The sequence below is a fragment of the Pseudonocardia sp. GCM10023141 genome, from assembly GCF_042653605.1.
On record NZ_JBHSIR010000032.1, the window covers coordinates 21193 to 46234 of the forward strand.

At 72.1% G+C, this 25042-nt stretch carries 22 protein-coding genes and 1 tRNA gene; 9 read left to right on the top strand and 14 right to left on the bottom strand.

What is annotated here, in order from left to right; all coding sequences use genetic code 11:
- Window positions 1–4 precede the first annotated feature (4 nt).
- Entirely contained in the window at window positions 5–1291 is a 1287-nt protein-coding gene (gene eno, locus ACFPFQ_RS19590; protein WP_379620808.1) for a phosphopyruvate hydratase, read from the bottom strand.
- A gap of 196 nt (window positions 1292–1487) precedes the next feature.
- Here eno and ACFPFQ_RS19595 point away from each other — a divergent pair, with 196 nt between their 5' ends.
- From ACFPFQ_RS19595 to ACFPFQ_RS19615, 5 genes are all read left to right on the top strand, one after another.
- Window positions 1488–1898: a tetratricopeptide repeat protein gene (locus ACFPFQ_RS19595; RefSeq protein ID WP_379620809.1), complete on the top strand. Its 411-nt coding sequence runs from the start codon at window positions 1488–1490 to the stop codon at window positions 1896–1898.
- Window positions 1899–2024: 126 nt separating this feature from the next.
- Entirely contained in the window at window positions 2025–2882 is an 858-nt protein-coding gene (efeU, locus tag ACFPFQ_RS19600) for an iron uptake transporter permease EfeU (RefSeq protein ID WP_379620811.1), read from the top strand.
- Between the two features lie 15 nt (window positions 2883–2897).
- Window positions 2898–4055, top strand: a complete 1158-nt coding sequence (gene efeO, locus ACFPFQ_RS19605; RefSeq protein WP_379620813.1) for an iron uptake system protein EfeO — start codon at window positions 2898–2900, stop codon at window positions 4053–4055.
- Window positions 4056–4141: 86 nt separating this feature from the next.
- On the top strand, window positions 4142–5374 hold the full coding sequence (gene efeB, locus ACFPFQ_RS19610) for an iron uptake transporter deferrochelatase/peroxidase subunit (RefSeq protein ID WP_379620910.1): 1233 nt from the start codon (window positions 4142–4144) through the stop codon (window positions 5372–5374).
- 101 nt (window positions 5375–5475) lie between these two features.
- A complete protein-coding gene (locus tag ACFPFQ_RS19615; protein WP_379620815.1) occupies window positions 5476–6210 on the top strand; it encodes a lytic transglycosylase domain-containing protein in 735 nt (244 codons plus the stop codon).
- Window positions 6211–6311: 101 nt separating this feature from the next.
- Here ACFPFQ_RS19615 and ACFPFQ_RS19620 read toward each other — a convergent pair whose 3' ends face one another.
- Genes ACFPFQ_RS19620 through mfd form a run of 3 tightly spaced genes read right to left on the bottom strand, consistent with a single transcriptional unit; the run spans window position 6312 to window position 11764 of the window.
- A complete protein-coding gene (locus ACFPFQ_RS19620; RefSeq protein ID WP_379620817.1) occupies window positions 6312–7235 on the bottom strand; it encodes a MazG family protein in 924 nt (307 codons plus the stop codon).
- Between the two features lie 9 nt (window positions 7236–7244).
- On the bottom strand, window positions 7245–8147 hold the full coding sequence (locus ACFPFQ_RS19625; protein WP_379620819.1) for a SurA N-terminal domain-containing protein: 903 nt from the start codon (window positions 8145–8147) through the stop codon (window positions 7245–7247).
- A gap of 29 nt (window positions 8148–8176) precedes the next feature.
- Window positions 8177–11764, bottom strand: coding sequence for a transcription-repair coupling factor (gene mfd / locus ACFPFQ_RS19630; RefSeq protein WP_379620912.1), 3588 nt, complete (start codon window positions 11762–11764; stop codon window positions 8177–8179).
- Between the two features lie 292 nt (window positions 11765–12056).
- On the opposite strand from mfd, the gene ACFPFQ_RS19635 reads away from it, so the two are divergent.
- Entirely contained in the window at window positions 12057–12848 is a 792-nt protein-coding gene (locus ACFPFQ_RS19635) for an SAM-dependent methyltransferase (RefSeq protein WP_379620821.1), read from the top strand.
- Window positions 12849–13031: 183 nt separating this feature from the next.
- Here the strand turns inward: ACFPFQ_RS19635 and ACFPFQ_RS19640 are convergent, their stop codons facing one another.
- From ACFPFQ_RS19640 to ACFPFQ_RS19660, 5 genes are all read right to left on the bottom strand, one after another.
- Window positions 13032–13760 carry a hypothetical protein gene (locus ACFPFQ_RS19640; RefSeq protein ID WP_379620823.1) on the bottom strand — a complete coding sequence of 243 codons (729 nt, stop codon included), beginning with the start codon at window positions 13758–13760 and terminating at the stop codon, window positions 13032–13034.
- Complete coding sequence (locus ACFPFQ_RS19645) at window positions 13757–14671, bottom strand: ABC transporter ATP-binding protein (protein ID WP_379620825.1); 915 nt, start codon at window positions 14669–14671, stop codon at window positions 13757–13759. The genes ACFPFQ_RS19640 and ACFPFQ_RS19645 overlap by 4 nt, the downstream gene beginning before the upstream one ends.
- A 187-nt stretch (window positions 14672–14858) precedes the next feature.
- A complete protein-coding gene (locus ACFPFQ_RS19650) occupies window positions 14859–18242 on the bottom strand; it encodes a S41 family peptidase (protein ID WP_379620827.1) in 3384 nt (1127 codons plus the stop codon).
- 87 nt (window positions 18243–18329) lie between these two features.
- The gene (locus tag ACFPFQ_RS19655) at window positions 18330–18980 is read right to left on the bottom strand and encodes a response regulator (RefSeq protein WP_379620829.1); all 651 of its coding nucleotides are present in this window, start codon (window positions 18978–18980) and stop codon (window positions 18330–18332) included.
- The gene (locus tag ACFPFQ_RS19660) at window positions 18977–20083 is read right to left on the bottom strand and encodes a sensor histidine kinase (protein WP_379620831.1); all 1107 of its coding nucleotides are present in this window, start codon (window positions 20081–20083) and stop codon (window positions 18977–18979) included. The genes ACFPFQ_RS19655 and ACFPFQ_RS19660 overlap by 4 nt, the downstream gene beginning before the upstream one ends.
- A 131-nt stretch (window positions 20084–20214) precedes the next feature.
- Here ACFPFQ_RS19660 and ACFPFQ_RS19665 point away from each other — a divergent pair, with 131 nt between their 5' ends.
- Window positions 20215–20814: a hypothetical protein gene (locus tag ACFPFQ_RS19665; RefSeq protein WP_379620833.1), complete on the top strand. Its 600-nt coding sequence runs from the start codon at window positions 20215–20217 to the stop codon at window positions 20812–20814.
- Here ACFPFQ_RS19665 and ACFPFQ_RS19670 read toward each other — a convergent pair.
- The 3 genes from ACFPFQ_RS19670 to ACFPFQ_RS19680 form a co-directional block, all read right to left on the bottom strand.
- Entirely contained in the window at window positions 20802–21071 is a 270-nt protein-coding gene (locus ACFPFQ_RS19670; protein ID WP_379620835.1) for a DUF2277 domain-containing protein, read from the bottom strand. The genes ACFPFQ_RS19665 and ACFPFQ_RS19670 overlap by 13 nt on opposite strands.
- 86 nt (window positions 21072–21157) lie before the next feature.
- Window positions 21158–21829 carry a PIG-L deacetylase family protein gene (locus tag ACFPFQ_RS19675; protein WP_379620837.1) on the bottom strand — a complete coding sequence of 224 codons (672 nt, stop codon included), beginning with the start codon at window positions 21827–21829 and terminating at the stop codon, window positions 21158–21160.
- Between the two features lie 143 nt (window positions 21830–21972).
- Window positions 21973–22926 (bottom strand): acyl-CoA desaturase, encoded by a 954-nt coding sequence (locus ACFPFQ_RS19680; protein WP_379620839.1) that lies wholly within the window; start codon window positions 22924–22926, stop codon window positions 21973–21975.
- Window positions 22927–23130: 204 nt separating this feature from the next.
- Here ACFPFQ_RS19680 and ACFPFQ_RS19685 point away from each other — a divergent pair.
- Both ACFPFQ_RS19685 and ACFPFQ_RS19690 read left to right on the top strand, forming a co-directional pair.
- Window positions 23131–23201 (top strand) — tRNA-Gln (locus tag ACFPFQ_RS19685).
- A gap of 235 nt (window positions 23202–23436) precedes the next feature.
- Window positions 23437–23595 (top strand): DUF6307 family protein, encoded by a 159-nt coding sequence (locus ACFPFQ_RS19690; protein WP_379620841.1) that lies wholly within the window; start codon window positions 23437–23439, stop codon window positions 23593–23595.
- Between the two features lie 156 nt (window positions 23596–23751).
- On the opposite strand, the gene ACFPFQ_RS19695 is transcribed toward ACFPFQ_RS19690, so the two are convergent.
- Both ACFPFQ_RS19695 and ACFPFQ_RS19700 read right to left on the bottom strand, forming a co-directional pair.
- A complete protein-coding gene (locus ACFPFQ_RS19695; RefSeq protein WP_379620843.1) occupies window positions 23752–24192 on the bottom strand; it encodes an OsmC family peroxiredoxin in 441 nt (146 codons plus the stop codon).
- Between the two features lie 176 nt (window positions 24193–24368).
- Window positions 24369–24905 (bottom strand): L,D-transpeptidase, encoded by a 537-nt coding sequence (locus ACFPFQ_RS19700; protein WP_379620845.1) that lies wholly within the window; start codon window positions 24903–24905, stop codon window positions 24369–24371.
- Window positions 24906–25042: the final 137 nt, after the last annotated feature.

Here is a 25042-nt window from a genome sequence, read left to right on the forward strand (position 1 = left end):
ATGCTCAGGAGCCCGCCGTGAACCGCGGGAAGGCCAGGTCGCCCGCGTACCGGGCGGCGTCGCCGAGAGCCTCCTCGATGCGCAGCAGCTGGTTGTACTTGGCGACCCGCTCCGAACGGGCCGGGGCCCCGGTCTTGATCTGGCCGCAGCCGGTGGCGACGGCCAGGTCGGCGATCGTGGTGTCCTCGGTCTCGCCGGAGCGGTGGCTCATCATGCAGCGGTAGCCCGACGAGTGCGCGAGCGTCACGGCGTCGAGCGTCTCCGACAGCGTGCCGATCTGGTTGACCTTCACCAGCAGCGCGTTGGCCGCACCGCGGTTGATGCCGTCGTCGAGCCGCTCCGGGTTGGTGACGAACAGGTCGTCGCCCACGAGCTGGACGCGGTCACCGATCGCCTCGGTGAGGGCGACCCAGCCGTCCCAGTCGTCCTCCGACAGGGGGTCCTCGATCGAGATCAGCGGGTACTCCCCCACGAGCTCGGCGTAGACGGCCGACAGCTCCGCGGCCGAGAGCTTCTTGCCCTCGTAGGAGTAGACGCCGTCGGAGTGGAACTCCGTGGCGGCGACGTCGAGCGCGAGCCCGATGTCGCGGCCCAGCACGTAACCGGTCTTCTCGACGGCCTCGGCGATGAGGTCGAGCGCGGCGCGGGTGCCGGGCAGGTCGGGGGCGAAGCCGCCCTCGTCACCAAGGCCGGTGGCCAGTCCCTTGCTCTTGAGCACGGACTTGAGGGACTGGTAGACCTCGGCACCCCAGCGCAGCGCCTCGCGGAACGAGTCGGCACCGATCGGGGCGATCATGAACTCCTGCACGTCGACGGAGCTGTCGGCGTGGGCACCACCGTTGATGATGTTCATCATCGGCACCGGCAGCACGTGGGCGTTGGGGCCGCCGACGTAGCGGAACAGCTCCAGGCCCGACGACTCCGCGGCCGCCTTGGCCACCGCGAGCGAGACGCCCAGCAGCGCGTTGGCGCCCAGCCGGGACTTGTCGGGAGTGCCGTCCAGATCGACGAGGCGCTGGTCGACCAGCCGCTGGTCGACGGCCTCCATCCCGGACAGCTCCGGGCCGATCTCGTCGAGCACGGCCGCAACGGCCTTCTCGACGCCCTTGCCGCCGAACCGCAGCGGGTCACCGTCACGGAGCTCGACGGCCTCGTGCTCGCCCGTGGACGCCCCCGACGGCACCGCCGCCCTGGCCAGGGTGCCGTCGTCGAGGGCGACCTCCACCTCGACGGTCGGATTTCCCCGGGAATCGAGGATCTCGCGTGCACCGACCTGCTCGATAACCGCCACCAGTACTCCCGTCCAGCGAGTGATCCCTATTCGGTGGGCCAGCCTAACGGGCGGTGTCCGCGAACCCGGCGAGGTGGGCTCCCCGGATCGCCCGAGGTCATCGGCCGTTCGCCTGTTGGCCCCCTAGCGGATGCCGGGATCGGGCGCTGTCAACCCCTCGCAGATCGCGGCTCGGTTGCCTAACCTAGGTGAGACCATGACGAGTCAGCCTGCGTCCGATGACCTGTTCGAGTCGTTCCGCCGTGCCGAGATGTTGATCTCCCGCAGCCGTCCGCTCGATGCGCTGCAGGCGCTGGAGCCGGTGCTGGCCAACCAGCCGAACGACGCATCGGTCCAGCTGCTCGCAGGGCGCGCCTATCTCAACTCCGCCCAGCTCAAGCGGGCCGAGGCAGCCTTCACCCGGGTGCTCGAACTCGACCCGGCCGATCACTACGCGCGGTTCGCGCTCGGCAAGGCGCTGCAGCGGCAGAGCCGCCTGGCCGAGGCACAGACGCAACTGCAGATGGCGGTGGCGATGGACCCGCGGCCGGAATACCAGGAAGCGCTCGGCGAAGTGCGGGCCCGAATGGCCCTCAGTGCCTCGATGGACGACGCCGACCGCGACTGAATCGGGCATCGAGGCCGATCCGGGCGCCTCCGACGTCTCATGTTGCGCGCGACACTTCCGACTCCGGTAAGTGCAAGCTAGCCTGGCCCAGCTACTGATGAGGCTGGCCTAACGGCAGCACGATGGATGCTGGGAGTGGCCGTGCTCGGCAATGCACTGATCGGACTGCGCGAGGGCCTGGAAGCGGCACTCGTGGTGAGCATCCTGGTGGCCTTCCTGGTCCGCACGGGACGCAGATCCGTGCTGCCCAAGGTCTGGCTCGGCGTCGGCATCGCCGTCGCGGTCAGCATCGGCGTCACGCTCGCGCTCGCGCTCGCCGAGCAGGCGTTGACGTTCGAGGCCCAGGAGGCATTCGGCGGCGGCCTCTCCATCATCGCCGTGGGCTTCGTCACCTGGATGATCTTCTGGATGCGCCGGGCGGCCAGATCCATCTCGGCCGAGCTGCGGGGGCGGCTCGAGGACGCCATCCAGATGGGTTCCACCGCGGTGATCGTCATGGCCGCACTCGCCGTCGGGCGGGAAGGCCTCGAAACCGCGTTCTTCTTCTTCGCAGCGGCCCAGGCCGCGGGCCAGACCAGCCAGCCGCTCATCGGCTTCCTGATCGGCATCGCGCTGGCGATCGTGCTCGCGTACCTCATCTACAAGGGTGCCGTGCAGCTGAACATGGGCCGCTTCTTCACGATCACCGGCGCGCTGCTGATCTTCGTGGCCGCCGGCATCCTCGGCTATGGCCTGCACGACCTGCAGGAAGCCGCGATCCTCCCCGGCCTCAACACCCTCGCCTTCGACGTCAGCAATGCCATACCACCGGACTCCTGGTACGGCACCCTGCTGAAGGGGATCTTCAACTTCTCCCCGCAGACCACCGTGCTGCAAGCCGTCGCCTGGGTCGTCTACGTGGCCGTCGTACTGACGCTGTTCCTTCTTCCCCAACGCAGCGCGCGGTCCTCCGGAGCCGCCACCACCACCACCACCGCGTCCTGACCCCCGAGGAGAACGATGTCCCGCAGGACCCGTACCGGAATGGCGACCGCGACGCTCGCGGTCGCAGCAGCCGCCATGGCCGGCTGCACCAGCACCGCCCCGCCCGCTGCCGCGCCGGGGGCCCCGGCCGCAGGCGGCCCGATCACCGTCAAGGCCGCCGACACGGCCTGTGAGGTCTCCGCCACCACCGCGGCGGCCGGCAAGCTCACCTTCTCGATCAACAACGCCGGCTCGAAGGTCACCGAGTTCTACCTCTACGCCACCGGCGACCGGATCATGGGCGAGGTCGAGAACATCGGCCCCGGCCTCACCCGGCAGCTCATCGTCGAGGTGCCCGACGGCGGCACGTACACCACCGCCTGCAAGCCCGGCATGGTCGGCGACGGCATCCGGGCCCCGTTCACGATCACCGGGACGGCAGCGAAGTCCACCGACACCAACGCCCAGCTCGCCGACGCCACGACGAACTACACCCGCTACATCAGCAGCCAGCTCGACGCGTTGGTGCCCAAGACCCAGGAGTTCGCCGACGACATCAAGAAGGGCGACGTCGCCGCGGCCAAGGCCGTGTTCCCGGTCGCGCGCACCTACTACGAGCGCATCGAGCCGGTGGCCGAGTCCTTCGGTGACATCGACCCCAAGCTCGACGGTCGCGAGGACGACGAGCGCGACCCCGGCGTGAACTGGACCGGCTTCCACCGCCTGGAGAAGGACCTCTGGGTCGACGGGCTGAAGGCCGACTCGCCCGCGATCGCCGACCAGCTCGTCACCGACGTCAAGGACCTGCAGTCGCGCATCCCGGCGTTGAAGCTGACGCCCGCGCAGCTGGCCAACGGTGCCAAGGAGCTGCTCGACGAGGTCGCCACCAGCAAGATCACCGGCGAGGAGGACCGCTACTCGCACACCGACCTGTGGGACTTCAAGGCCAACGTCGAGGGCTCGCAGGCCGCGGTCGCGTCGCTGCGACCGGTGATCGACGCCAAGAACCCGCAGCTCGGCCCGACGCTCGACAAGACGTTCGCCGCCGTCGACGCCCTGCTGGAGGGCTACCGCGTCGGTGACGGGTTCAAGCTCTACACCGACCTCACCGACGCCGACAAGAAGAAGATGACCGAGGTCGTCGATGCGCTTGCCGAGCCGGTCAGCCAGGTAGCGGGTGTCGTGACGTCATGAGCGACGCGGCCAACGAGACGCAGGCACCGGAGCAGGCCCAACCGAGCCCGGTCCAGGCAGCCGGGGATCCGCCCACCGCCACCGGGATGTCGCGCAGACGGCTGCTGGGCTGGACCGGAGCGGGTGTCGCGTTGGCCGGGGCGGGGGTCGCCGCCGGGTACGCCGCGGGTTCGGCCCGCGGCGCACCCCCGCCCCCCGACGGCGTCGTGCCGTTCCGCGGCACCCGTCAGGCTGGCATCATCACCCCCGCGCAGGACCGCCTGCACTTCGTCGCGCTCGACGTCATCACCGACGACCGGGAGCAGCTGCGGGCGATGCTGCAGAAGTGGACGGCCGCGGCCGAGCGGATGACCGCCGGAGCCGAGGCCGCGCCGGGCGGCGCCGTCAACCTCAACCCGTACGCGCCACCGACCGACACCGGGGAGGCGCTCGGGCTTCCCGCGGCGTCGCTCACGTTGACCTTCGGGGTGGGGCCGGGCCTGTTCGACCGGTTCGGGCTGGGCGCACAGCGTCCGCCCGGGCTGGCGCCGCTCCCCGCGTTCACCGGTGACGAGCTGGATCCCGCGATGTCGGGTGGGGACCTGTGCATCCAGGCCTGTTCCGACGACCCGCAGGTCGCGGTGCACGCGGTGCGCAACCTCGTGCGGATGGGGTTCGGCACCACGGCCGTGCGGTGGTCGCAGCTGGGGTTCGGGCGCACCTCGTCGACGTCGACGGCGCAGGCCACGCCGCGCAACCTGTTCGGGTTCAAGGACGGCACCAACAACGTCAAGGCCGAGGACACGTCGATCCTCGACGACCAGGTGTGGGTGCAGCCCGGCGACGGCCCGGCCTGGCTGGCGGGCGGCAGCTACCTCGTGTCCCGCCGGATCCGGATGCACATCGAGGTCTGGGACCGCACGTCGCTGACCGAGCAGGAAGGCATCATCGGGCGGTCCAAGGGTGTCGGCGCGGCCATCGGCGCCACGGGCGAGTTCGACCAGGCCGACTTCGCCGCCAAGGACGCCGACGGCCTGCCCGCGATCGCCAAGGACGCCCACATCCGGCTGGCGTCGGCCCAGGCGCTCAACGGCGCCAAGATCCTCCGGCGGGGTTACAACTTCGTCGACGGCTCCGACGGGCAGGGCCACCTCAACGCCGGGCTGTTCTTCCTGGCGTACATGCGCGATCCGCACAAGCAGTTCGTGCCGATGCAGCGGGCGTTGGCGGGCGGCGACAAGATGATGGAGTACGTCCAGCACACCGGCTCCGCGCACTTCGCCATCCCGCCGGGACTGCGCGACGGCGCGTACTGGGGCCAGTCGCTGCTGGAGACCTGACCGCCTCCGGTCCGGTTTCTGGCAGTGTGGACCGGGTGCCCGTCCCGACAGCCCCGCCTGTTCCGAGGCCTCCCCGGGCTCCCCGGCGTTCCGTCGCGAAGGTGCTGCTGCTGGTCATCGTCGCGCTCGGCACCGTCGTGGTGCTCGGCTTCGGCGCGTTGGCGCTGCTCGTCCGCAGCATCGACAGCGGCCCACCGGCCCAGCACGGCGACGGGCTGACGCGGGCCGACGTCGAGCGCAACACGCCCGTCGTCCAGCCCGAGGCGCTGCCGGCAGGCCTCGACGTCGTGGCGTGGGCGGCCACCACCGCGCAGCGCACCGGCGTCGGCGCGCGGGCACTGCAGGCCTACGCGGCAGCCGAGATCGCGCAGCGGGCCCGCACGCCGAACTGCCGGCTGTCCTGGGTCACGCTCGCCGGAGTCGGACGCGTCGAGTCGCTGCACGGGCGGATCGACGGCTCCCGCGTCGACGCCGACGGTGGCGTCCGGCCGTCCGTCGTCGGGGTGCCGCTGGACGGCACGAGCGGCACCCGCCCCGTCCCCGACACCGACGGCGGCGCGCTCGACGGCGACGCGAGCCTCGACCGGGCCGTCGGCCCCATGCAGTTCCTGCCCGCCACCTGGGCCCGCTACGGCGCCGACGGCAACGGCGACGGTGTGCGCGACCCCAACCAGTTCGACGACGCCGCGCGTGGCGCCGCGGCCTACCTCTGCGCCGGGGGCCGCGACATGGGCAGCGGCAAGGGCTGGTGGGACGGCGTGCTCACCTACAACCGCTCCACCGCCTACGCCCAGCTGGTGTGGGCCGCAGCCGACCGCTACAGCAAGGCCCCGTAACCCTCCGTGCCCACCCGCGCCGTCGAGAACGACGTTGTCATGATCAAAAGGCCTTGTTGATCATGGCAACGTCGTTCTCGACGGGGGGTGGTGGCGGTGGGTCAGCGGGGCCAGTACTGCTTCCACGCCGCCGCGTCGAGGGTGTGGGGGTCGGCGCCCGCGGTCACCGCGGCGCGCTCCGCTTCCCGGACGTCGACGGCGAACTGCAGGGCGACGCGCCGCAGCTCGGCCTCGGGATCGACGCCGCCGAGCTTGGCGCGGGCGGCGAGCGCGAAGAGCTGATCGCCGATCCCCGACCCGGAGGGGAGGTGGTCGGCGGGCAGCCCGGCGCGCGCGGTGCGGCTGGTCAGCTTCGCGGCCAGTGCCACGGCGGGCTGGCTCGTGGCCACCCCGTCGACGCTGGACTCGCGCTGCTTCTCCGCCCGCTTGAGCTCCTCCCAGCGGTGCTCCTGCCGTTCGGCGGTCTCGATGCGCTCGGTGCCGGCGAAGACATGCGGGTGGCGCCCGACGAGCTTGGTGACCAGATCGCCGGCCACCTCGTCGATGCCGAACCGGTCGGTGGTCTGCTCGGTGGCGATGCGCGCGTGGAACAGCACCTGGAGCAGGACGTCGCCGAGCTCCTCCCGCACCGCGACGCGGTCGCCGTCCTCGATGGCCTGGTAGAGCTCGTAGCACTCCTCGACGAGGTACTGCAGCAGCGACTCGGGCGTCTGCTCCGCGTCCCACGGGCAGCCGCCCGGCGAGCGCAGCGTGTCCATGACAGCCACGGCGTCGAGCAGCGCGGCACCGGCGGGCGCCTCGGCCACCACCACGACGTCGGCCTCGACGGCCTGCGGATCGCTGGTGAGCAGCACCTCACCGTCGACGATCGGGCCGGGGCGCCGGATCGCGCCCGTCGCGGTGAGCACCTCGACGGGCACGGTCGCATCGGCGACGAGCGCGGTGGCGGCCCGCAGCGCGGGGACGGCGGCGGCCGGCAGCACACCGGTCCAGCGCAGCGGCAGTACGACGACGGTGCGCGACATCCGGCTGCGTCAGCCCGCTGCCGAGGGCAGGATCTCGCCCGCGGTACCGTCGGCGGCGACCACGCGCAGCTGGATCGGGTCCCAGACGCCGTAGCGCGGGTTGACGTCGATGCCCGCCTGCTTGCCCACCGGCTGCATCATCCGCTCGCCGATCGCGACGAGCTCGTCCTGGCTGATCTTGGCGACGGCGGCCGGGTCGACGGGGCCGTCGGTCTGCCGGTTGGTGATCTTGAAGACGATCCAGCTCGCCTGCTGCGGGTTGGGCTGGTAGTACACCGTGGTGCCGACGGGCGTGCCGAACAGCACGGCGGAGGCGGCGCCGGGGTTGGTGGCCGCCTGGTACGCCATGCCCTTCGCCGTGGTCTGCGGCCCCGCCTTGAACAGCGCGTCGGCCGCCGGGCCGCCCGCCGCGAGGATCTTCGCCTTCGCCTGGGCGTCCTCCTTGGAGGTGGACGCGATCAGGTCGGCGGTGACCGACAGGCCGCCGACGGCCCGCTTGGCCAGCTCGGCGGCGGTCAGGTCGTCGCGGACGCGGTCGCGCAGGCCGGTGGCATCGGTGAGGCTGGTGGCCAGCAGCTTGTCGAGACCGCCCTGCGCCGCGATGGCGGCGTCGACGGCCGCGTCGCTCACGACCACACCCGTGGCCGCCGCCTGGCGCTGCAGCAGCTGGTGCATCACCGAGCGCGTGACGACGTCGCGGGCGACATCGGCGGCGGTGCCGCCCTGCGCGGTGACCTGAGACATCAGGTCGGTGCGCTTGAGCACCGCGTCGAGCTGTGACTGCACGGTGGACACCGCCACCGCATCCGGGCCGACGATCACCGCCGCCCCGGGCTGCACGGAACCACAACCGCTGACCACGGCGCCGACGACCACAACAGCGGCCAGGACGCGCCCTACCTGCGTACGCACGCCGATCACCCTCTCACGCGTGCCCGAGCTCACCGTGCGGGGGCGCCCGCGGGCACCAGCGGGCGGGTCAGGATGTCGCGAAGGAGCTTCGTGCACCAATCGAGCAGCTCGGTGTCGCGCAGCTCCGCACCACCGATCCGGCCACCCTCCACCGGCTTCGGCACGATCACGGCCTGCGCCGCCGGGCGGTAGACGGACTTGGGGTGCAACCGCTTGAGCCGCATCTGCGCCGAGTCCGGCAGCTCCAGCGGACCGAGCCGGATGCCGGTGCCGGTCACGGCGACCTCCGCGACCCCGAGCTCCCGGCAGCTCTGGCGGAACGCGGCGACGGCCAGCAGGTTGCGCACCGGGGTGGGCGGCTCGCCGTAGCGGTCGTTCAGCTCCTCGACGATCGCATCGAGCGCCGCGGCGTCGCCGGCCTCGGCGATCTTGCGGTACACCTCCAGCCGCAGCCGCTCGCCGGTGATGTAGTCGTGCGGCACGTGCGCGTCGATCGGCAGGTCCACCCGCACCTCGGCGAGCGTCTCCACCTCCTCGCCCTCCCCGGCGCCCGCCTGCTGGCGGAACGCCGCGACGGCCTCGCCGACGAGCCGGATGTAGAGGTCGAACCCGACGCCGGCGATGTGGCCGCTCTGCTCGGCGCCCAGGATGTTGCCGGCGCCGCGGATCTCCAGGTCCTTCATCGCGACGGCCGCACCCGCACCGAGCTCGGAGTGCTGCGCGATCGTGGCGAGGCGGTCGTGCGCGGTCTCGGTGAGCGGGTGCTCCGGCGGGAACAGGAAGTAGGCGTAGCCGCGCTCGCGACCTCGACCGACGCGGCCGCGGAGCTGGTGCAGCTGCGAGAGTCCGAGGGTGTCGGAGCGCTCCACGATCAACGTGTTGGCGTTGGAGATGTCGAGCCCGTTCTCGACGATCGTGGTGCAGACCAGCACGTCGAACTCGTTGTGCCAGAACCCGTTGACGGTGCGCTCGAGCACGTCCTCGTTCATCTGCCCGTGCGCGACGGCGATGCGGGCCTCCGGCACGAGGTCGCGGATCAGCTTGGCGGCGCGGTCGATCGTCGAGACCCGGTTGTGGACGTAGAACACCTGCCCGTCGCGCAGCAGCTCGCGCCGGATCGACGCGGCCACCTGCTTGTCGGAGTAGGCACCGACGTAGGTGAGCGTGGGGTGGCGGTCCTCGGGAGGTGTGGTGATCGTGGACATCTCCCGGATGCCGGCCAGGCTCATCTCGAGCGTGCGCGGGATCGGGGTGGCGGAGAGCGTGAGCACGTCGACGTGGGTGCGCAACGCCGTGATGTGCTCCTTGTGCTCCACCCCGAAGCGCTGCTCCTCGTCGACGATCACCAGGCCGAGGTCCTTCCACCGCACGCTGTTCTGCAGCAGCCGGTGGGTGCCGACGACGACGTCGACGGTGCCGTCGGCGAGCCCCTCGATGGTCTTGCGGGCCTCGGCGTTGTCGGTGAACCGCGACAGCCCGCGCACCGTGACCGGGAACGCGCGCATGCGCTCGGTGAACGTGTCGAGGTGCTGGGTGGCCAGCAGCGTGGTGGGCACCAGCACCACCACCTGCTTGCCGTCCTGCACCGCCTTGAACGCGGCCCGCACGGCGATCTCGGTCTTGCCGAAGCCGACGTCGCCGGAGATCACGCGGTCCATCGGGACGGGGCGCTCCATGTCGGCCTTGACCTCGTCGATCGCCGAGAGCTGATCCGGCGTCTCGGTGTAGGGGAACGCGTCCTCCATCTCGCGCTGCCACGGCGTGTCCTTGGCGAACGCGTGCCCGGGCGCCGACTGGCGCGCCGCGTAGAGCTGCACGAGCTGCGCCGCGATCTGCCGCACGGCCTTGCGCGCCTTGCCCTTGGTCTTGGCCCAGTCGCCGCCGCCGAGCTTGTTGAGCGTGGGCACCTCGCCGCCGACGTAGCGGCTGATCTCGTCGAGCGCGTCGGTGGGCACGAACAGCCGGTCGGCCGGTTGCCCGCGCTTGGACGACGCGTACTCGAGCACCAGGTACTCGCGGGTGGCGCCGCTGACGGTGCGCTCGCGCATCTCGACGAACTTGCCGATGCCGTGCTGGGAGTGCACGACGTGATCACCCGGCTTGAGCGTGACCAGGTCGACGGCGTTGCGGCGGCGGGTGGCGAGCTTGCGCGTCTCGGTGAGGTTCGCGCGGTTGCCCGTCAGATCGGCCTCGCTCAGCACCACCAGCGCGCTGCTCGTGGCGGTGAAGCCCTCGGTGAGCCGCCCGCAGGTGACGGTGACGAGCCCCGGCTGCGGCACCGCGGTGAGCGCGTCGACCAGCGCGGCGGGCACCTCGGCCTCACCCAGCTGCTCCAGCGACCGCTTGGCCGTGCCCTGGCCGCCGACGACGAGCACCGCGGCGCCCCCGGTGGCGACGTGCGCCCGCAGATCCGTGAGCGCGCGGTCGGTGTCGCCGCGGTAGGACTCCACCTCGTGCACCGCGGGCGCGAGCGCCTCGTCGTCGCCGCTGATCAACGGGCTGAGCGTCACGACGCGGTGGCCGGTGGACGCGGCGTGCTCGAGCACCTCACCGAGCCCGCGGTACGCGGACGCGCCGACGTCGATCGGCCCGTGCGCCCCGGCTCCCGTGTCGCCCTCCCGGCTCGCCGCAGCGGCGAACCACGACGCCTCGAGGAACTCCTGGCCCGTGCGGACGAGATCGGCGGCGCGCTTGCGGATGCGCTCCGGGTCGGCCAGCAGCACGGTGGCGCCCGCGGGTAGCAGGTCGGTGAGCAGCTCCAGCTCGGCGCCGACGAGCACCGGCACGAGCGACTCCATGCCCTCGGCCGGGATGCCCTCCGCGAGGTGCTCCAGCAGCTCGCGCAGCGGCGCGTTGTTCTCGTGCTCGCGGGCGAGCGCGGCGGCGCGGGACCGGACGGGCTCGGTGAGCAGCAGCTCCCGGCAGCCCGGCGCGATCAGCTCGTCGACGGGGCCGACGGAGCGCTGGTCGGCCACGGAGAACGACCGCAGCTCGCTGACCTCGTCGCCCCAGAACTCGACGCGGACGGGGTGCTCCGCGGTGGGCGCGAAGATGTCGACGATGCCGCCGCGCACGGCGAACTCGCCGCGGGCGGTGACCATCTCGACGCGGGTGTAGGCCAGCTCGACGAGCCGCTCCAGCAGCCCGTCGAAGTCGTGGACGGTGCCGACCCGCAGCTCGACGGGGTCGAGCTTGCCCAGCCCGGGCGCGATCGGCTGGATCAGGCTGCGCGCGGCCGCGACGACGACCCGCGGGACGTCACCGGGCGTGCCGAGCCTGCGGAAGATCGACAGCCGCCGCCCCACGGTGTCCGGGCGGGGCGAGAGCCGCTCGTGGGGCAGGGTCTCCCAGCTGGGCAGCACCGCCACCGCGGCCGGGCCGAGCAGATCGGCGGCCGCGGCGGCCAGATCCTCCGCCTCCCGGTCGGTTGCGGTGATCGCGAGCACGGAGGAGTCGGCGCCGGGCAACGAGCCGAACGCGGCGGCGAGGAACGGGCGCAGCGCGGCCGGGCCCTCGACGCGCACGCTCGGCACCTCGCCCGCGCGGGCGTCACGGACGGCGTCGACCACGGCAGCGATATCGGGATCGGAGAGGACGGAACGGAGCAGACCGGACAGCTCGGCCACGATGACGGACACCTCTCAAGCGCACGCGGACAGACCCCTGCCCGGGACGACGTGCCCCGGGAGGGGTTGACCCGACCGAGCCTACGCCTGCGCCCCCACCGCGCTCAGGGCAGCGGGGGCGACCCCGGCCATGATCGCGGAGTGCTCCTCGCGGAGCCAGCCGGGATGATCGCGTTGACGGTGGCGCTGCAAGCGGTGGACCTACCGCGGGCGAGCAGGCAACATCAGCAGCTATGAGCGAAGTGTGCGGTTCTCCCCGGTTCTGCGGTCATGGGGACCGATCGTGACCGACCTTGCGAAGTTGCCGGCCGTCGACCCCGACACGCCCAACGCGGCACGCATGTACGACTACCACCTCGGCGGCTCGCACAACTTCGCCGCCGACCGCGCAGCGGGTGACCGGGCGCGCGAGGCGATGCCCTGGATCCGTGAGGCGGTTCGGGCCAACCGCAGCTTCCTCGGGCGCGCGGTGCGGTACTGCCAGTCCCAGGGCATCGACCAGTTCCTCGACCTCGGCTCCGGCATCCCCACCGTCGGCAACGTCCACGAGGTCGCGCAGGCGACCGACCCGACCGCGCGGGTGTCCTACGTCGACAACGAGCTCGTGACGGTCACGTCGAGTGCCGCGATGCTGGCGGACGACCCGCTCAGCACGATCACCGCCGCCGACATGCGCGATCCGGAGTCGGTGTTCGCCGCGCCCGGGGTGCGCGACCATCTCGACCTCTCCCGGCCGGTCGCGCTGCTGACCGTGGCCGTGCTGCACTTCCTGCACGACGAGGACGAGCTCAGCAGGCTCGTCGTCGACTACCGCAGCCGGCTCGTGCCGGGCAGCGTCCACGTGCTGTCGCACGTCACCGCCGACTTCGACCCGTCCACGGCGTCGGCGGCCACCGGGGTCTACCAGCAGACGGCGAACCCGATCCTGCCGCGGCCCGTCAGCCGGATCGCGGAGCTGCTCCACGGCACCGAACTGGTGGAGCCGGGCCTCGTGGACGCGAGCCGGTGGCGGCCCGACGGCGCGGCCGGTCCCGAGCACGTCGGGTTCGTCGCCGGCGTCGGGATCCTCCGGTGACCGCGCCGGATCCGGCGGCGCTCCCCGAGGTCGATCCCGAGATCCCTGAGGCCGCCGCATGCTCGGCTCCGGCATCCCCACGGTCGGCAACGTCCACGACGCCACCGGATCGGGCAACATCGGTTTCATCGCGGCGGTTGGCCGCGTGGGCTGATCCGCGATGCCGGACGGGCCCGGCAGCCGTCAGGCGTCGCGGCGGTTGGCCACAACGATCCCCACGCCCAGCAGGGCGGCGGCCAGCGCCGCCATGTAGGCGAGCGAACCCCAGGGGCTCAGCGGCATCTCGACGAGACCGCCGCCCAGGAAGTTGGACGCGTTGGCGAACGGCAACCACTGGTGGATCTGCTCGCCGACGTTCGGGATGACCGCGACGATGTTCTCCAGCAGCAGCGCCCAGACCAGCAGCAGCGCCACCGCACCGGCCGTCTGCCGGAGCAGGATGCCGACGGCGACGGCGAGCACGGCCGCCACCCCGAACACGAGCGCCGGCCCGAAGACGGCGCGGATCTGGGCGTCGGTGGTGAGCGCGAGCGCCGGGTCCGGCCGCAGGAGCAGCAGCGCGGCCCACGAACCGAGGCCCGCGAGCAGGCCCACCCCGGTGACGACGAGCACGACGACGCCGGTCTTGGCCAGCAGCGCGGCGGTGCGGTTCGGCACCGCCTGGAACGTGGTGCGGATCGTGGCGAAGCGGTACTCGGTGGTGACCGACACGGCGGCCATCACCATCACGACCACCATGCCGAACTGCACGAACTGCACGATCATCTGCGCCGGCAACGGCCCCATGTCCGCCGGGGCGACCGCGGCGACCAGCCCGATGGCGCCGACGACCAGCGCCACCGCCAGCGCGCTGCACCACCACGGCGAGCGCGTCGAGAAGAGCTTGATCCGTTCTGCTGCGACGAGGCTCATGCCACCGCTCCCGTCACGAACTCGACGTCCTGCTTCGTGATCTCCATGAAGGCCTCCTCCAGCGAGCCGCCGCGCAACGCCAGCTCGTGCAGGGCGAGGCTGTTGGCCGCGGCGATGTCACCGACGACGGCCGTTGTCGTGTCGGCGACGTGCAGCGCCGCCTCGCCCGGCACGTCGACGACCGCGAGCCCGGCCCCACGCAGCGCCGCTGCCAGCTCGGCCAGCTGTGGGCTGCGGACCTGCACCGTGGCCCCGCTCGCCCCGTTGACGAACTCCGACGTGGGGCCCTGGGTGATCAACCGGCCCCGGCCGATCACGACCAGGTCGGTGGCCGTGAGCGCCATCTCCGAGAGCAGGTGGCTCGACACGAGGACGGTGCGACCCTCCGCAGCCAGGTTCTGCATGAACCGGCGGATCCACTGGATGCCCTCCGGGTCGAGCCCGTTGACCGGCTCGTCGAACAGCAGCACCTCGGGGTCGCCCAGCATCGCCCCCGCGATCCCGAGCCGCTGCGACATGCCCAGCGAGAACCCCCCGGCGCGCTTGTTCGCCACCGCGGTGAGCCCGACCGTCTCGAGCACCTCGTCGACCCGCGCCACGGGCAGCTCGTTGGAGGCCGCCATCCAGCGCAGGTGCGAGCGCGCCGACCGGTTCGGGTGCACCCACTTCGCGTCCAGCAGCGCACCGACCGTGCGCAGCGGGTGCGTCAGTTCCTGGTAGCGCCTGCCCCCGATCCGGACCTCCCCTGCCGTCGGGCGATCCAGGCCCAGCACCATCCGCATCGTGGTGGACTTGCCGGCCCCGTTGGGGCCGAGGAACCCGGTGACGGTGCCCGGCCGGACGGTGAACGTCAGGTTGTCGACCGCGAGCGTCGACCCGTACCGCTTCGTGAGGCCCGTTGCCTCGATCATGGTTGCCCCCTTCTTCCGGGATCACTACACCGCAGATGCGACACCGGCGGATCGGGGACGACCCTGACGTCGCCCTGGGGGCGACCCTCGGAACCCGGACCCCGTCGAGAACGTGGTTACGGTGATCAACAGGGCTTGTGGATCACGACAGGTACGTTCTCGACGGACTCGGGGGGCAGCGGCCGACCTACGCGCGCGGGGGCAGCTCTGGGCGCCGCCGGGACTGACGGGTGGAACGATCCGGCGGCGCCACCGCCGGGCGGGCCGCCAGCGCCTCGAGCGCGATGTCGACCGCGCGCTCGAGCTGCGGATCGCGGCCCGCCACCCAGTCCTGGGGCGTGATCACGACCTCGACGTCGGGCTCGACGCCGAAGTTCTCCACATCCCACGCCGCGTCGTCGAACCAGAACGCGTAGCGGGGCTGCGTGACGCCGGTGCCGTCGACCAGGCGGTAGCGGCTGTCGATCCCGATCACACCGCCCCACGTGCGCACGCCGACGACCGGGCCGATGCCGAGGCGCTTGATGGCCTGCGTGACGATGTCGCCGTCGGAGCCGGAGTGCTCGTCGACGAGCGCGACCACGGGCCCGCGCGGCGCGTCCATGGGATAGGTCTCGGGCTCGTGGTGGCGGCCCACCTGCCAGCCGATGACCTTGCGCGCCAGCTTCTCGATCACGAGCTGCGACGTGTGGCCGCCGCCGTTGGCGCGCAGGTCGAGCACGAGGCCCTCGCGCACCGTCTCGCGGCTGAGGTCGCGATGCAGCTGGGCCCAGCCCGGCGCCATCATGTCCGGGACGTGCAGGTAGCCCAGCCGACCCGCGGAGCGTTCCGCCGTGAACGCGCGCCTGCCCGCCACCCAGTCCTGGTAGCGCAGCGCGGAGTCGCTGACCAGTGGCCGCACGACGACGCGGCGCACCTCGCCCGCGCCCTCGCGATCGGCCCCGGTGCGCACCGTCAGCTCCACGAGGTCCTCACCCCGCGACACCAGCAGCGGCGCCGGACCGAGCTCGGGATCGACGGGCTGCCCGCCCACCTCGAGGATGACGTCACCGGCCCGGACGTCGACGCCGGGGCTCGACAGCGGGCTGCGGGCCGCGGGCGCGGACGTCTCCGGGGGCAGCACGCGCACGACCCGCCAGCCGCCGTCCGGGTGCGGCTCCAGATCGGCCCCCAACAGGCCGGGGCGGCCGGAGTGATCACCGAAGCCACGCCCGTTGACGTACGCGTGGGACGCGCCGAGCTCGCCCTGGAGCTCCCACAGCACGTCGACGAGGTCGTCGTGGCTGCCGACGGCGTCGACGAGCGGGCGGTAGCGCGCCAGCTCACCCGCCCAGTCGACGTCGGCCATGTCCTCGATCCAGAAGTGATCGCGCATCAGCCTGCCGGCCTCGTCGAACATCTGCCGCCACTCCGCGGCCGGATCGACGGTGACGACGATCCGGTGCGTGTCGATCTCGAACTCGTCGGACGCGCCGTCGGCCGGGCCGTCGGGAGCGCCGGACCCGGAGCGGTCGGAGCGCAGCACCCGCAGCGAGCCGCCGTCGCGGACGACCAGGCGCGAGCCGTCGCCGCTCACGGCGAACCCGCTCGCCGCGTCTGCGATGACGTCGAGCTTGCGCCGGACGAGGTCGTAGCGCTCCAGCGCGGCACCCGCGCGCTTCTCCTCATCGCCTGCCCGGCCGTCGCCGAGCACACCGGAGACCGGCGTGCGGAACCACAGCAGGCAGTCCTTGGCCGCTCGCATGTCGCCGAGACGGCCCTCCGCCACCGGGATCGGGACGACGCGATCGGCGATGCCGTCGATGTCGACCACCACCTCCGGGACCTCGTCCCTGTCCTTCGCCTTGCCGTCCTTACCGGCCGCCTTGTCGGCTGCCTTCTCCGCCGACTCGACGGCCTCCTTGGCCGCATCGGCCAGCGCGTCGGGTTCGGCCGGGGGATCCTGCGGGCCCTCCTCGGCGGCCGAGACCGGCCGCCCGTCGGGGCTCGCCCCGAACGGTGACGGCGTGCGCGCGGCCAGCGGCACCAGGAACGGCCGCCACGACGCCGGGAACGTGAGATCGAACGAGTGCTGGTCGTAGATCGGGTCGAAGCTGCGCATCGAGAGGAACGCCAGGTAGCGCCCGTCGGAGGTGAACACCGGATCGGCGTCGGTGAACCGCGGCTCGGTGACCTGCACCAACGTGTCGTCGGCGAGCCGGGCGAGCATGATGCTGGTGAGCCCGACCTCCACCGGCTGGCAGAACGCGATCCACTTGCTGTCGGGTGCGAAGGAGATCCCGCTGATGTCGTCGGACGTGCTGCGGGCCAGCTCGCGCAGCACCCCGGCATCGGGCTCGGCGAGGTCGAGCACCAGCAACCGGCCGTCGTGGGTGGTGAGCGCGGCCGCCGAGGCGTCGGGAGCGACCTCCAGCTCGTGGACCCGACCCAGCTCCCCGACCCCGTAGCGGCGCGGCGCCTGCGCGTCGGCTGCGGTGCTGTCGAGCGGGGCGATGCAGACGGCCTCCTCGCCCTCGACGTCGTCGATCCAGATCACCCGGTCGTCGCCCAGCGGGCGGGCCAACCGCGCCCGCGCGCCCGGCTGCGCGAACAGGACCCGGGCCGGGCCGTCGCGGTGGGTGAGCCGGTGCACGGTGCCCCGGACGACGGCGATGCTCGTGCGGCCCGTGCGATCGGGCCGGGCCGAGTCGAGCCAGCGCCCCGCCGACACCCGCCGCGGCGCGCGGTCGGTGCGCGGCCCGGCGAGCTGCACCTCGAGCCGCTGCGGCACGGCGTCGGCCGCGAGGGACGGGAGCAGCCACAGCTGCCCGGCCGACTCGTAGACGACCCTGGTGCCGTCGGTGGCGGCATGGCGGACGTAGAACGCCGGCGCTCCCGGCGCGCCGTGGTCGGTGTGGCGGCGCAACCCGGCCCCGGCGCGGTCGAGCGAGTACAGGTTGGCCCAGCCCTCGTGATCGGCGAGGAACACCAGCCGGTCGCCGACGAGCAGTGGCGACCCCACCTGCCCGTTCAGCTCGGCGGCGACCCTCACGAACTCGCCGGACCCGTCGCCGTCCCACCAGAGCCGACCGGCCGTGCCGCCACGGTAGCGCTTCCACCAGGCCATCTCGCGGCTCATGGTGGACGTGAGCACCAGCGCGGCGCCGCTGCCGTCGAGTGCCAGATCCGACGCCGGGCCGACCGGCACCTGCTGCGGCGTGCCGCCCCCCGCCGGGATCCTGTACGCCCGCGGGCGCCGCGGGTTGGCCTGCCCGGTGGCGCTCACCGCGAGCACCTCCCCCGTGGCCGTCCAGTCGATCGCCAGCGTGCGGTCGTCGCCCCAGTAGCTCAGCCGCCGAGCGCCCCCGCCATCGAGCTCGGAGACGAACACCTCCGGCGCACCCTCGCGCCACGACGTCCACGCCACCTTGCTGCCGTCGGGCGAGAGGCGGGGGCGCGCCACCGGCACGTCGTCGCCGCTGAGCCGGTAGGCGCGGCCACCGGAGAGCGGTGCGGTCCAGACGTCGTCCTCCGCGGTGAAGACCAGTGTGTTGCCGCGCAGGTGCGGGTGGCGCAGGTAGCTGGGTGGCATGCCCCGACCGTAGCGACCGGATCCGACAGGTCGATGTGGCGATTCCCGATCGCAACACGGCAGGACCGTTCGGAGCCCCCCGGGGACTCAGGACCCGGGTGTGATCAGCCCGCACTCGTAGGCGGCGATCGCGGCGTGCACGCGATCACGCAGGTGCAGCTTCGCCAGCACGTTGCTCACGTGCGTCTTGACGGTGTGCTCGCTGACCACGAGCTCGGCCGCGATCTCGCTGTTGGACAACCCCCGACCCAGCAGGACCAGCGTCTCGCGCTCCCGCGCCGTCAGGCCCGCCGGAGCGATGGACGCCGGCGTGCGGGGCCGGTTGCGTACCACGTCGTCGATCAGCCGGCGCGTCACCGACGGGGCGAGCAGCGCCGCACCCGCCGCGACCACCCGCACCGCGTGCACCAGGTCGTCCCGGCGCACGTCCTTGAGCAGGAAGCCGCTCGCCCCGGCGCGCAGCGCGTCGAAGACGTGGTCGTCCTGGTCGAACGTGGTGAGCATGACGACCCGGGTGGCCGTACCGGCGCAGACGATCCCGGCCGCCTCGATGCCGTCCATGCGCGGCATCCTGATATCGAGCAGCAGCACGTCGGGGGAGTGCGCGCGGACGGCGGCCAACGCCTCCAGACCGTCACCGGCCTCGGCGACGACCGCGATGTCGGGCTGGGCGTCGAGGATCATCGCGAAGCCACTGCGGACCAGCTCCTGGTCGTCGGCGACCACCACGGAGATCATGGGCGAGCCACCGGCAGCCGGGCCGACACCCGGAAGCCGCGCTCGCCGGCGGGCCCGTAGGTGGCCGAACCGCCGCAGGCCGCGGCCCGTTCGGAGATGCCGATCAGGCCGTGGCCGCCCGCGCCCGTCGTGGACGGGCGCGCACCGTCGTCGACGACGGTGATCACGAGCTCGGCGTCGGTCCAGACGAGCCCGACCGAGGCCCGACCGGCGTCGGCGTGCTTGACGATGTTGGTGAGCGACTCCTGGATGATCCGGTAGGCGGCCACGTCCGCGGCGGGCGCGAGCGGGCGCGCCGCACCCGTCGTCGACAGCGCCACGTGCGTCCCGACGCCCGCGACCAGGTCGGGGACGGCGGCGAGGCCCGGCTGCGGGGCCGGTTCCCGGTCGGCGGTGAGCAACCCCAGCAGCTGCCGCAGCTGCACCATCGCGTCGCGGCCGGCGGCGGCGACGGCGTCGAACGCGGCCTCCGCGCGGTCGGGCGCGCTGCGCACCACCACGGGCCCGGCCTCGGCCTGCACGATCATCAGGCTGACGGCGTGGGCGAGCACGTCGTGCATGTCCCTGGCGATCCGGGCACGCTCCCGCTCCGCGGCGCGCTCCTCGCGCATCACCGTGTTGGCGCGGCGGAGGTCGGCGGCGCGGCCCAGCGCATAGGCCGCACCCCACAGGAACGCCTCGCGGATCCCGACGGCCACCGATCCGAACACGCCGCCGATCACCGCGACGCCCACCGCCGACGCGACGAGCGCGACCAGCCGCCTGCGGCGCGAGCACTGGTCGGCGACGGTGTACATGACGATCAGCGCTCCGAACCAGATCGGCTGCTCCGGGCCCGCCGTGCCGAGCAGCGAGTAGGCGCCGATCCCGGCGGCGACCACGACCAGACAGGTCATCGGCGCGACGCGGCGGAAGAACACCGGCAGCGCCACGACCAGCACCGGCAGGTACTGCAGGAGCGTCCACGGGTGACCGTCGCCGCTGCGGGTGAAGAGGAACGGCGCCGACTGCGCCACCAGCGCCGCGACCGTCAGCGCGCCGTCGAGCGCCTGCGGGGGCAACGTGCGCAGGCGCTCGGGCCATCGATCAGGCCATTCGGACACCGCGCCAGTATCCCCGCGTCCCGCCGGTGGCGACTCGCTCGCGCGAGCGAGATCCGGGATGGGTCGCAGCGGCGATGCGGCGCGCGATCCCGGACGAGACGCTCGGTGCCCCCGACACTCATGGAGGACCGATGTCGTCTCACCCCACAGGCTCCCGACCGTTCCCGGTCGTCATGGTGCTCGCCCCCGGCCTGATGCTCGCCGGGGTGGCGCTGATGCCCGCGCCGGGCACCTGGAACCTGTCCCACCTGCTGTTCCTGGCCGGCACGCTGCTGATGGCGCCTGCCGGGCTCGTCCTCTGGCGGCTGCTGGACGGCGGCGGTCCGCCGTGGCTGCGGCACAGCGGCCTGCTCCTGGTGCTGCTCGGCGTGCCGGCGCTGGCCGGCCAGCTGCTGATCGACCTGGTGGTGCTGCAGCTCGCGGGCGGCGACCGCACCGGCATGGGCCCGCTGTTCCGCGCGATCCAGGCCTCGCCGACGTTCGACCTGCTGCTCTACTCCTCGGGTCCGGCGCTGCTGTTCGTCGGGCTGGCGCTCAGCGGCGCAGCGCTGCTGCTGCGCGGCGGTGCCCCGCGACTGCCGGGCTGGGCGCTGATCACCGGCACGCTGGTGATGGGCGCCGCCCGGGTCACCGACCAGCACCTGGCCGAGATCGCCGGGCTCGCGGTCATCCTGGTGGCGTTGGCTGCGGTGGCGGCGCCGACCCGGGTGCGCGACCGTCAGCTGGCGTAGCGGGCGGCCGAGCGCTCGCGCGCCTTCGCCGCCTCCACCTCGCGGTCCTTCGGCGGGGCGGTGGTGACCAGCTCCTCGAGCAGCTGCCGGGTGACGGCGGTGACCGCCTCGACCGCCCGCGCGAACGCCTCGGCGTTGGCAGCCGACGGCTTGGTGGAACCGCTCACCTTGCGCACGTACTGCAGGGCGGCCGCCTCGACCTCGTCGAGGGTGGCGGGCGGCTCGAAGTTGTGCAGGGTCCGGATGTTGCGACACATGGCGACCACGGTACCGACGTCTCGGCGCCCCCGCCCCGAACGTCAGGAGGGACGCCCTCCTGACGTCGCCGCACCCGCGGGGGTGCTCAGTCGGTCGGGTCCATGCCCAGCAGCGGGGCCACTCCCAGCGTCAGCTTCGAGATGTGGAAGCCCTCCGCGTACCGCGCGTGGCACTGCACGCCGCGGATCCGGGCCAGGCTGGCGAACGTCTCGGCGTCGAACCAGCTGCGGTCGCGCTGAGAGCCGTAGTGCTCGTGCAGCTTCGCGATCTTCTCCCGCAGCACCGGCTCGGCCAGCGGCAGGAACACCGTGGGCTGGGCGAGGTCACCGTCCCACTTGAGCAGCTCGTAGCCGAGCGTCAGGTGATCGCGGAACACGGTGGGCACGATCGCGGCCAGCGTGTTGCGATCCTGGTGCGCGTCGTGCGGCGACGGCGCGATGATCAGATCGGGGTCGCCGTGCGCGCGCAGCTCCTCGACGGCGAGCTTGGCGCGTTCCCAACGGGTGGGGACGCGCCCGTCGGGCAGGTCGAGCACCACGATCTCGAGCCGGGCGCCGGGGCAGAACGCCGCGAGCGCGGCTCGTTCCTCCTCCTCGCGCAGCGACCCACCGCCGGTGAGCACCAGTACCGACACCGTGACGCCGGGGTGCGCCCGGCACAGCTCCAGCAGCGATCCGCCGGCGCCGACCGCGATGTCGTCGCAGTGCGCGCCGAGCAGCAGGATCCGGTCCAGACGCTCCGGCAGCAGGCTCAGCACGGACACACCCTCCTGGTGAGCATCGGCTCACGCCGCATCGGCGAGACCCCCGATCGTGTCCACACCTGATCAGTCTTCCACGAACGGTGCAGGGGAGGGTACGGGCCGATCACCCACCTGGCTCGCCAGATAACCCGTTCGGGTCAGTTGGTGGCGCGAATCCGCTCCAGCCTGCTGGTGGTGGGCCAGCGGACGTCATGTGCCCACCCGAACTTCTCGAAGATCCAGATCAGGCGCGCCGAGATGTCGATCTGACCGCGCAGGACGCCGTGGCGGGCGCAGGTGGGGTCGGCGTGGTGCAGGTTGTGCCAGGACTCGCCCATCGACAGGATCGCGAGCGGCCAGAAGTTGCGCGAGCGGTCCCGCGAGTGGAACGGACGCTCCCCGATCATGTGGCAGATTGAGTTGATCGACCAGGTGACGTGGTTGGAGATGGCCAGCCGCACCAGCCCGCCCCAGAAGAATCCCGTGACGGCGCCGGTCCACGACCACGTGATGAGCCCGCCCAGCAGCGCAGGCAGCAGGAGGCTCACCGCCACCCAGATGCCGAACGTCTTGCTCACCTTGACGATCGCGCTGTCGGCGAGCAGGTCGGGGATGAAGCGGCGGTGATTGGTCTCGTTCCGCTCGAAGAACCACGTCATGTGCGCGTGCAGGAAGCCCTTGGCCACCGCGAGCGGCGTCGTGCCGTGCAGCCACGGAGAGTGGGGATCGCCCTCGCGGTCGGAGAAGGCGTGGTGGCGGCGGTGGTCGGCCACCCAGTTCAGGACGTTGCCCTGCACCGCCAGCGAGCCCGTGATGGCCATCGTCACCCGCAGCCACGGCTTCGCCTTGAACGACTTGTGCGTGAAGTGCCGGTGGAACCCGACCGTGATCCCCAGCACCGCCGGGACGTAGAAGATCGCCAGCAGCATCAGGTCGTGCCAGCCGACCCCCCAGCCCCACGCGAGCGGGATGGCGGCGACCAGCGCCACCATCGGCACCGCGACGAAGATGTAGATCATCACGTGCTGGAAGTTCGTGCGCTGCCCCGAGATCACCGGTGTGGGACCTGAGGTCAACGGGTTCGCAGGACCTTCGGCGGCGGGAGCTGACATCGATCTCCTCGGACTCTCTGACGGCAACGGCGGGGATATCGGTTGACATCCGGGCCGGCCCAGGAGCGAGGCCCCTCGCGAGGTTAGGCGATGTTCACCCACGCCCACACCCCCTGGAGCCGAACATCCGGCGAATCGACCATCACACGACGGTGCCCACACCGGATCGGGGCCGCCGGACGCGCATGCCAGGATGGAGGCCTGTCCGCCGTGGTGTAATGGCAGCACCTCGGATTTTGGTTCCGATGGTTCAGGTTCGAATCCTGGCGGCGGAGCAGCGGCCGCGGGCACGCGCACGGTCCCCGGTCGGGAGTAGCGTGGGTGTGGTCGGAGGCACAGCGCACGCGGGTGTTCGAACTCGCGTCGTCCTCGATGACAGTCCACTCCGGCCGGTACGCCGCCCGAGATCCGGCGCACCCGTCGCCGCACTCCTGCCACCCCACGGCTGTCGTCCCACGGCTGTCGTTGCCGCGTGAGGCACCCCTCAAGCCCTCGAGAGAATGGATCCTCATGAGCTCCACGACCTACGTCACCCGTTACGACCAGCGTGTGCGCCTCGTCGCCGACGCGTTGGTGGCGAACTCGAAGAAGATCGACGACAAGACCGCTGTGGAACTGGCGGTGCACGTCCTGTTCGCCATCGACCGCATTCCGGAGAAGGTGCGCTAGCCGTTCCGCGACAGACATCGGGGCGGGTCCGCAGTGCGGACCCGCCCCGATGGACGTTGGTTCTTCGGAAAACGCGCTGAGCTCAGCGACCGTTCGGTCGCGGCTGCGGCGGCTCGGGCGGACGCCCGTTACCCGTGCACCTCATGACTACCCTCACTACCCCTCTGTAGCTGCGTCGAGCGTGATCGTGGTGCCGGTCAGTGCCTTGCTGACCGGGCACCCTTCCTTCGCCGCCTGGGCGGCCTTGACGAAACCGGCCTCATCGAGACCGTCGACCTCACCGCGGACCGTGAGCGCGATACCGGTGATCGCGAACCCACCCTCGGGGTCCGGGCCCAACATGACCTCTGCCGTCACGTCGAGCGCGATCGGAGTGCCCCCCGCCTCGGCGATGATCGCCGAGAGCTGCATCGCGTAGCACGACGAGTGCGCCGCCGCGATGAGCTCCTCAGGGCTGGTGGCGCCGCCGGCTTCGTCGGCTGCGCGCTTGGGGAAGCTGACGTCGAAGGTGCCCCTGCCACTGCTCGTGAGCTCGACCTGACCCGAACCCTCCTGCAGAGAGCCGTTCCACGCCGTACGCGCAATGCGTGTGGGCACGGTTCCTCCTGACGTTCCGCGGTGCTTCTCCCCTGACAACCCCTCAATCGTCCAAAGCATTCGCGGAATTTCACCCCAAGAGACGACCGGTGCGAGATCAACGGCGAGCGGTCTGTTACCACCGGTCAGCCGGATGGACGCAATCCGGACGGCCGCTCGTCGATCACGACAGGCGATCAGTGGACCTCCACCACATCGCCCACCGACAGGAAGTCGTAGAACGCCGACGCGTCCTCGAGCGTGAGATGCACGCAGCCCGCCGATGTGGTTTCGACACTGCCTTCGTGGAACGCGATGCCACCGGGCGCGAAGAACACCGAGAACGGCATCGGCGCGTTGTTGAACTCCGAGGTGTGGTGGTCCTTGTCCTTCCACTCCACCTGGAAGTTGCCGCGCGGCGTCGCCATCCCGGGACCCCCGGAACTGATCTGCAGCGGCCCGCGCACGATCGCACCCTTGTCGAACAGCCATGCCGTGTGACTGTCGAGATCGACGCACGCCCGCGTCGTCGGCGTGCACGGCGTGCCCTCGACCGTCGGGTCCGCCGCGGCCTGCGCGACGGTCGTGCCGGCCAGCGCCCCGAGTGCCACCACGCCCGTGGCGATCCCCATCGCCACCGCAACCCGCACCCGGCGCCCGGCCGTCCTGCTCTGCTTGCCCATCCACTGCCCCTCGGCGCGTACCGGACGTGCCGACGCCGAAACGGCGGGCACGCTGCGTTGTTCGGTGCGGACAACGAGTGACCGGATCCGGAGGTACTGCAGGTCGCCGGGTCGGGGAGTCAGGGTGAGGGCGGTGACGGCCGGGACAACGTAGGATTTCGGCGACCCGACGCCGGGCCGTCGCGCCC

Coding starts and splice junctions, on each gene's coding strand:
- ACFPFQ_RS19595 (WP_379620809.1), top strand. CDS start 1,488: ATGACGAGTCAGCCTGCGTCCGATGACCTGTTCGAGTCGTTCCGCCGT.
- efeU (WP_379620811.1), top strand. CDS start 2,025: ATGCTGGGAGTGGCCGTGCTCGGCAATGCACTGATCGGACTGCGCGAG.
- efeO (WP_379620813.1), top strand. CDS start 2,898: ATGTCCCGCAGGACCCGTACCGGAATGGCGACCGCGACGCTCGCGGTC.
- efeB (WP_379620910.1), top strand. CDS start 4,142: ATGTCGCGCAGACGGCTGCTGGGCTGGACCGGAGCGGGTGTCGCGTTG.
- ACFPFQ_RS19620 (WP_379620817.1), bottom strand. CDS start 7,235: ATGTCGCGCACCGTCGTCGTACTGCCGCTGCGCTGGACCGGTGTGCTG.
- ACFPFQ_RS19640 (WP_379620823.1), bottom strand. CDS start 13,760: ATGAGCCTCGTCGCAGCAGAACGGATCAAGCTCTTCTCGACGCGCTCG.
- ACFPFQ_RS19645 (WP_379620825.1), bottom strand. CDS start 14,671: ATGATCGAGGCAACGGGCCTCACGAAGCGGTACGGGTCGACGCTCGCG.
- ACFPFQ_RS19650 (WP_379620827.1), bottom strand. CDS start 18,242: ATGCCACCCAGCTACCTGCGCCACCCGCACCTGCGCGGCAACACACTG.
- ACFPFQ_RS19655 (WP_379620829.1), bottom strand. CDS start 18,980: ATGATCTCCGTGGTGGTCGCCGACGACCAGGAGCTGGTCCGCAGTGGC.
- ACFPFQ_RS19665 (WP_379620833.1), top strand. CDS start 20,215: ATGTCGTCTCACCCCACAGGCTCCCGACCGTTCCCGGTCGTCATGGTG.
- ACFPFQ_RS19670 (WP_379620835.1), bottom strand. CDS start 21,071: ATGTGTCGCAACATCCGGACCCTGCACAACTTCGAGCCGCCCGCCACC.
- ACFPFQ_RS19680 (WP_379620839.1), bottom strand. CDS start 22,926: ATGTCAGCTCCCGCCGCCGAAGGTCCTGCGAACCCGTTGACCTCAGGT.
- ACFPFQ_RS19690 (WP_379620841.1), top strand. CDS start 23,437: ATGAGCTCCACGACCTACGTCACCCGTTACGACCAGCGTGTGCGCCTC.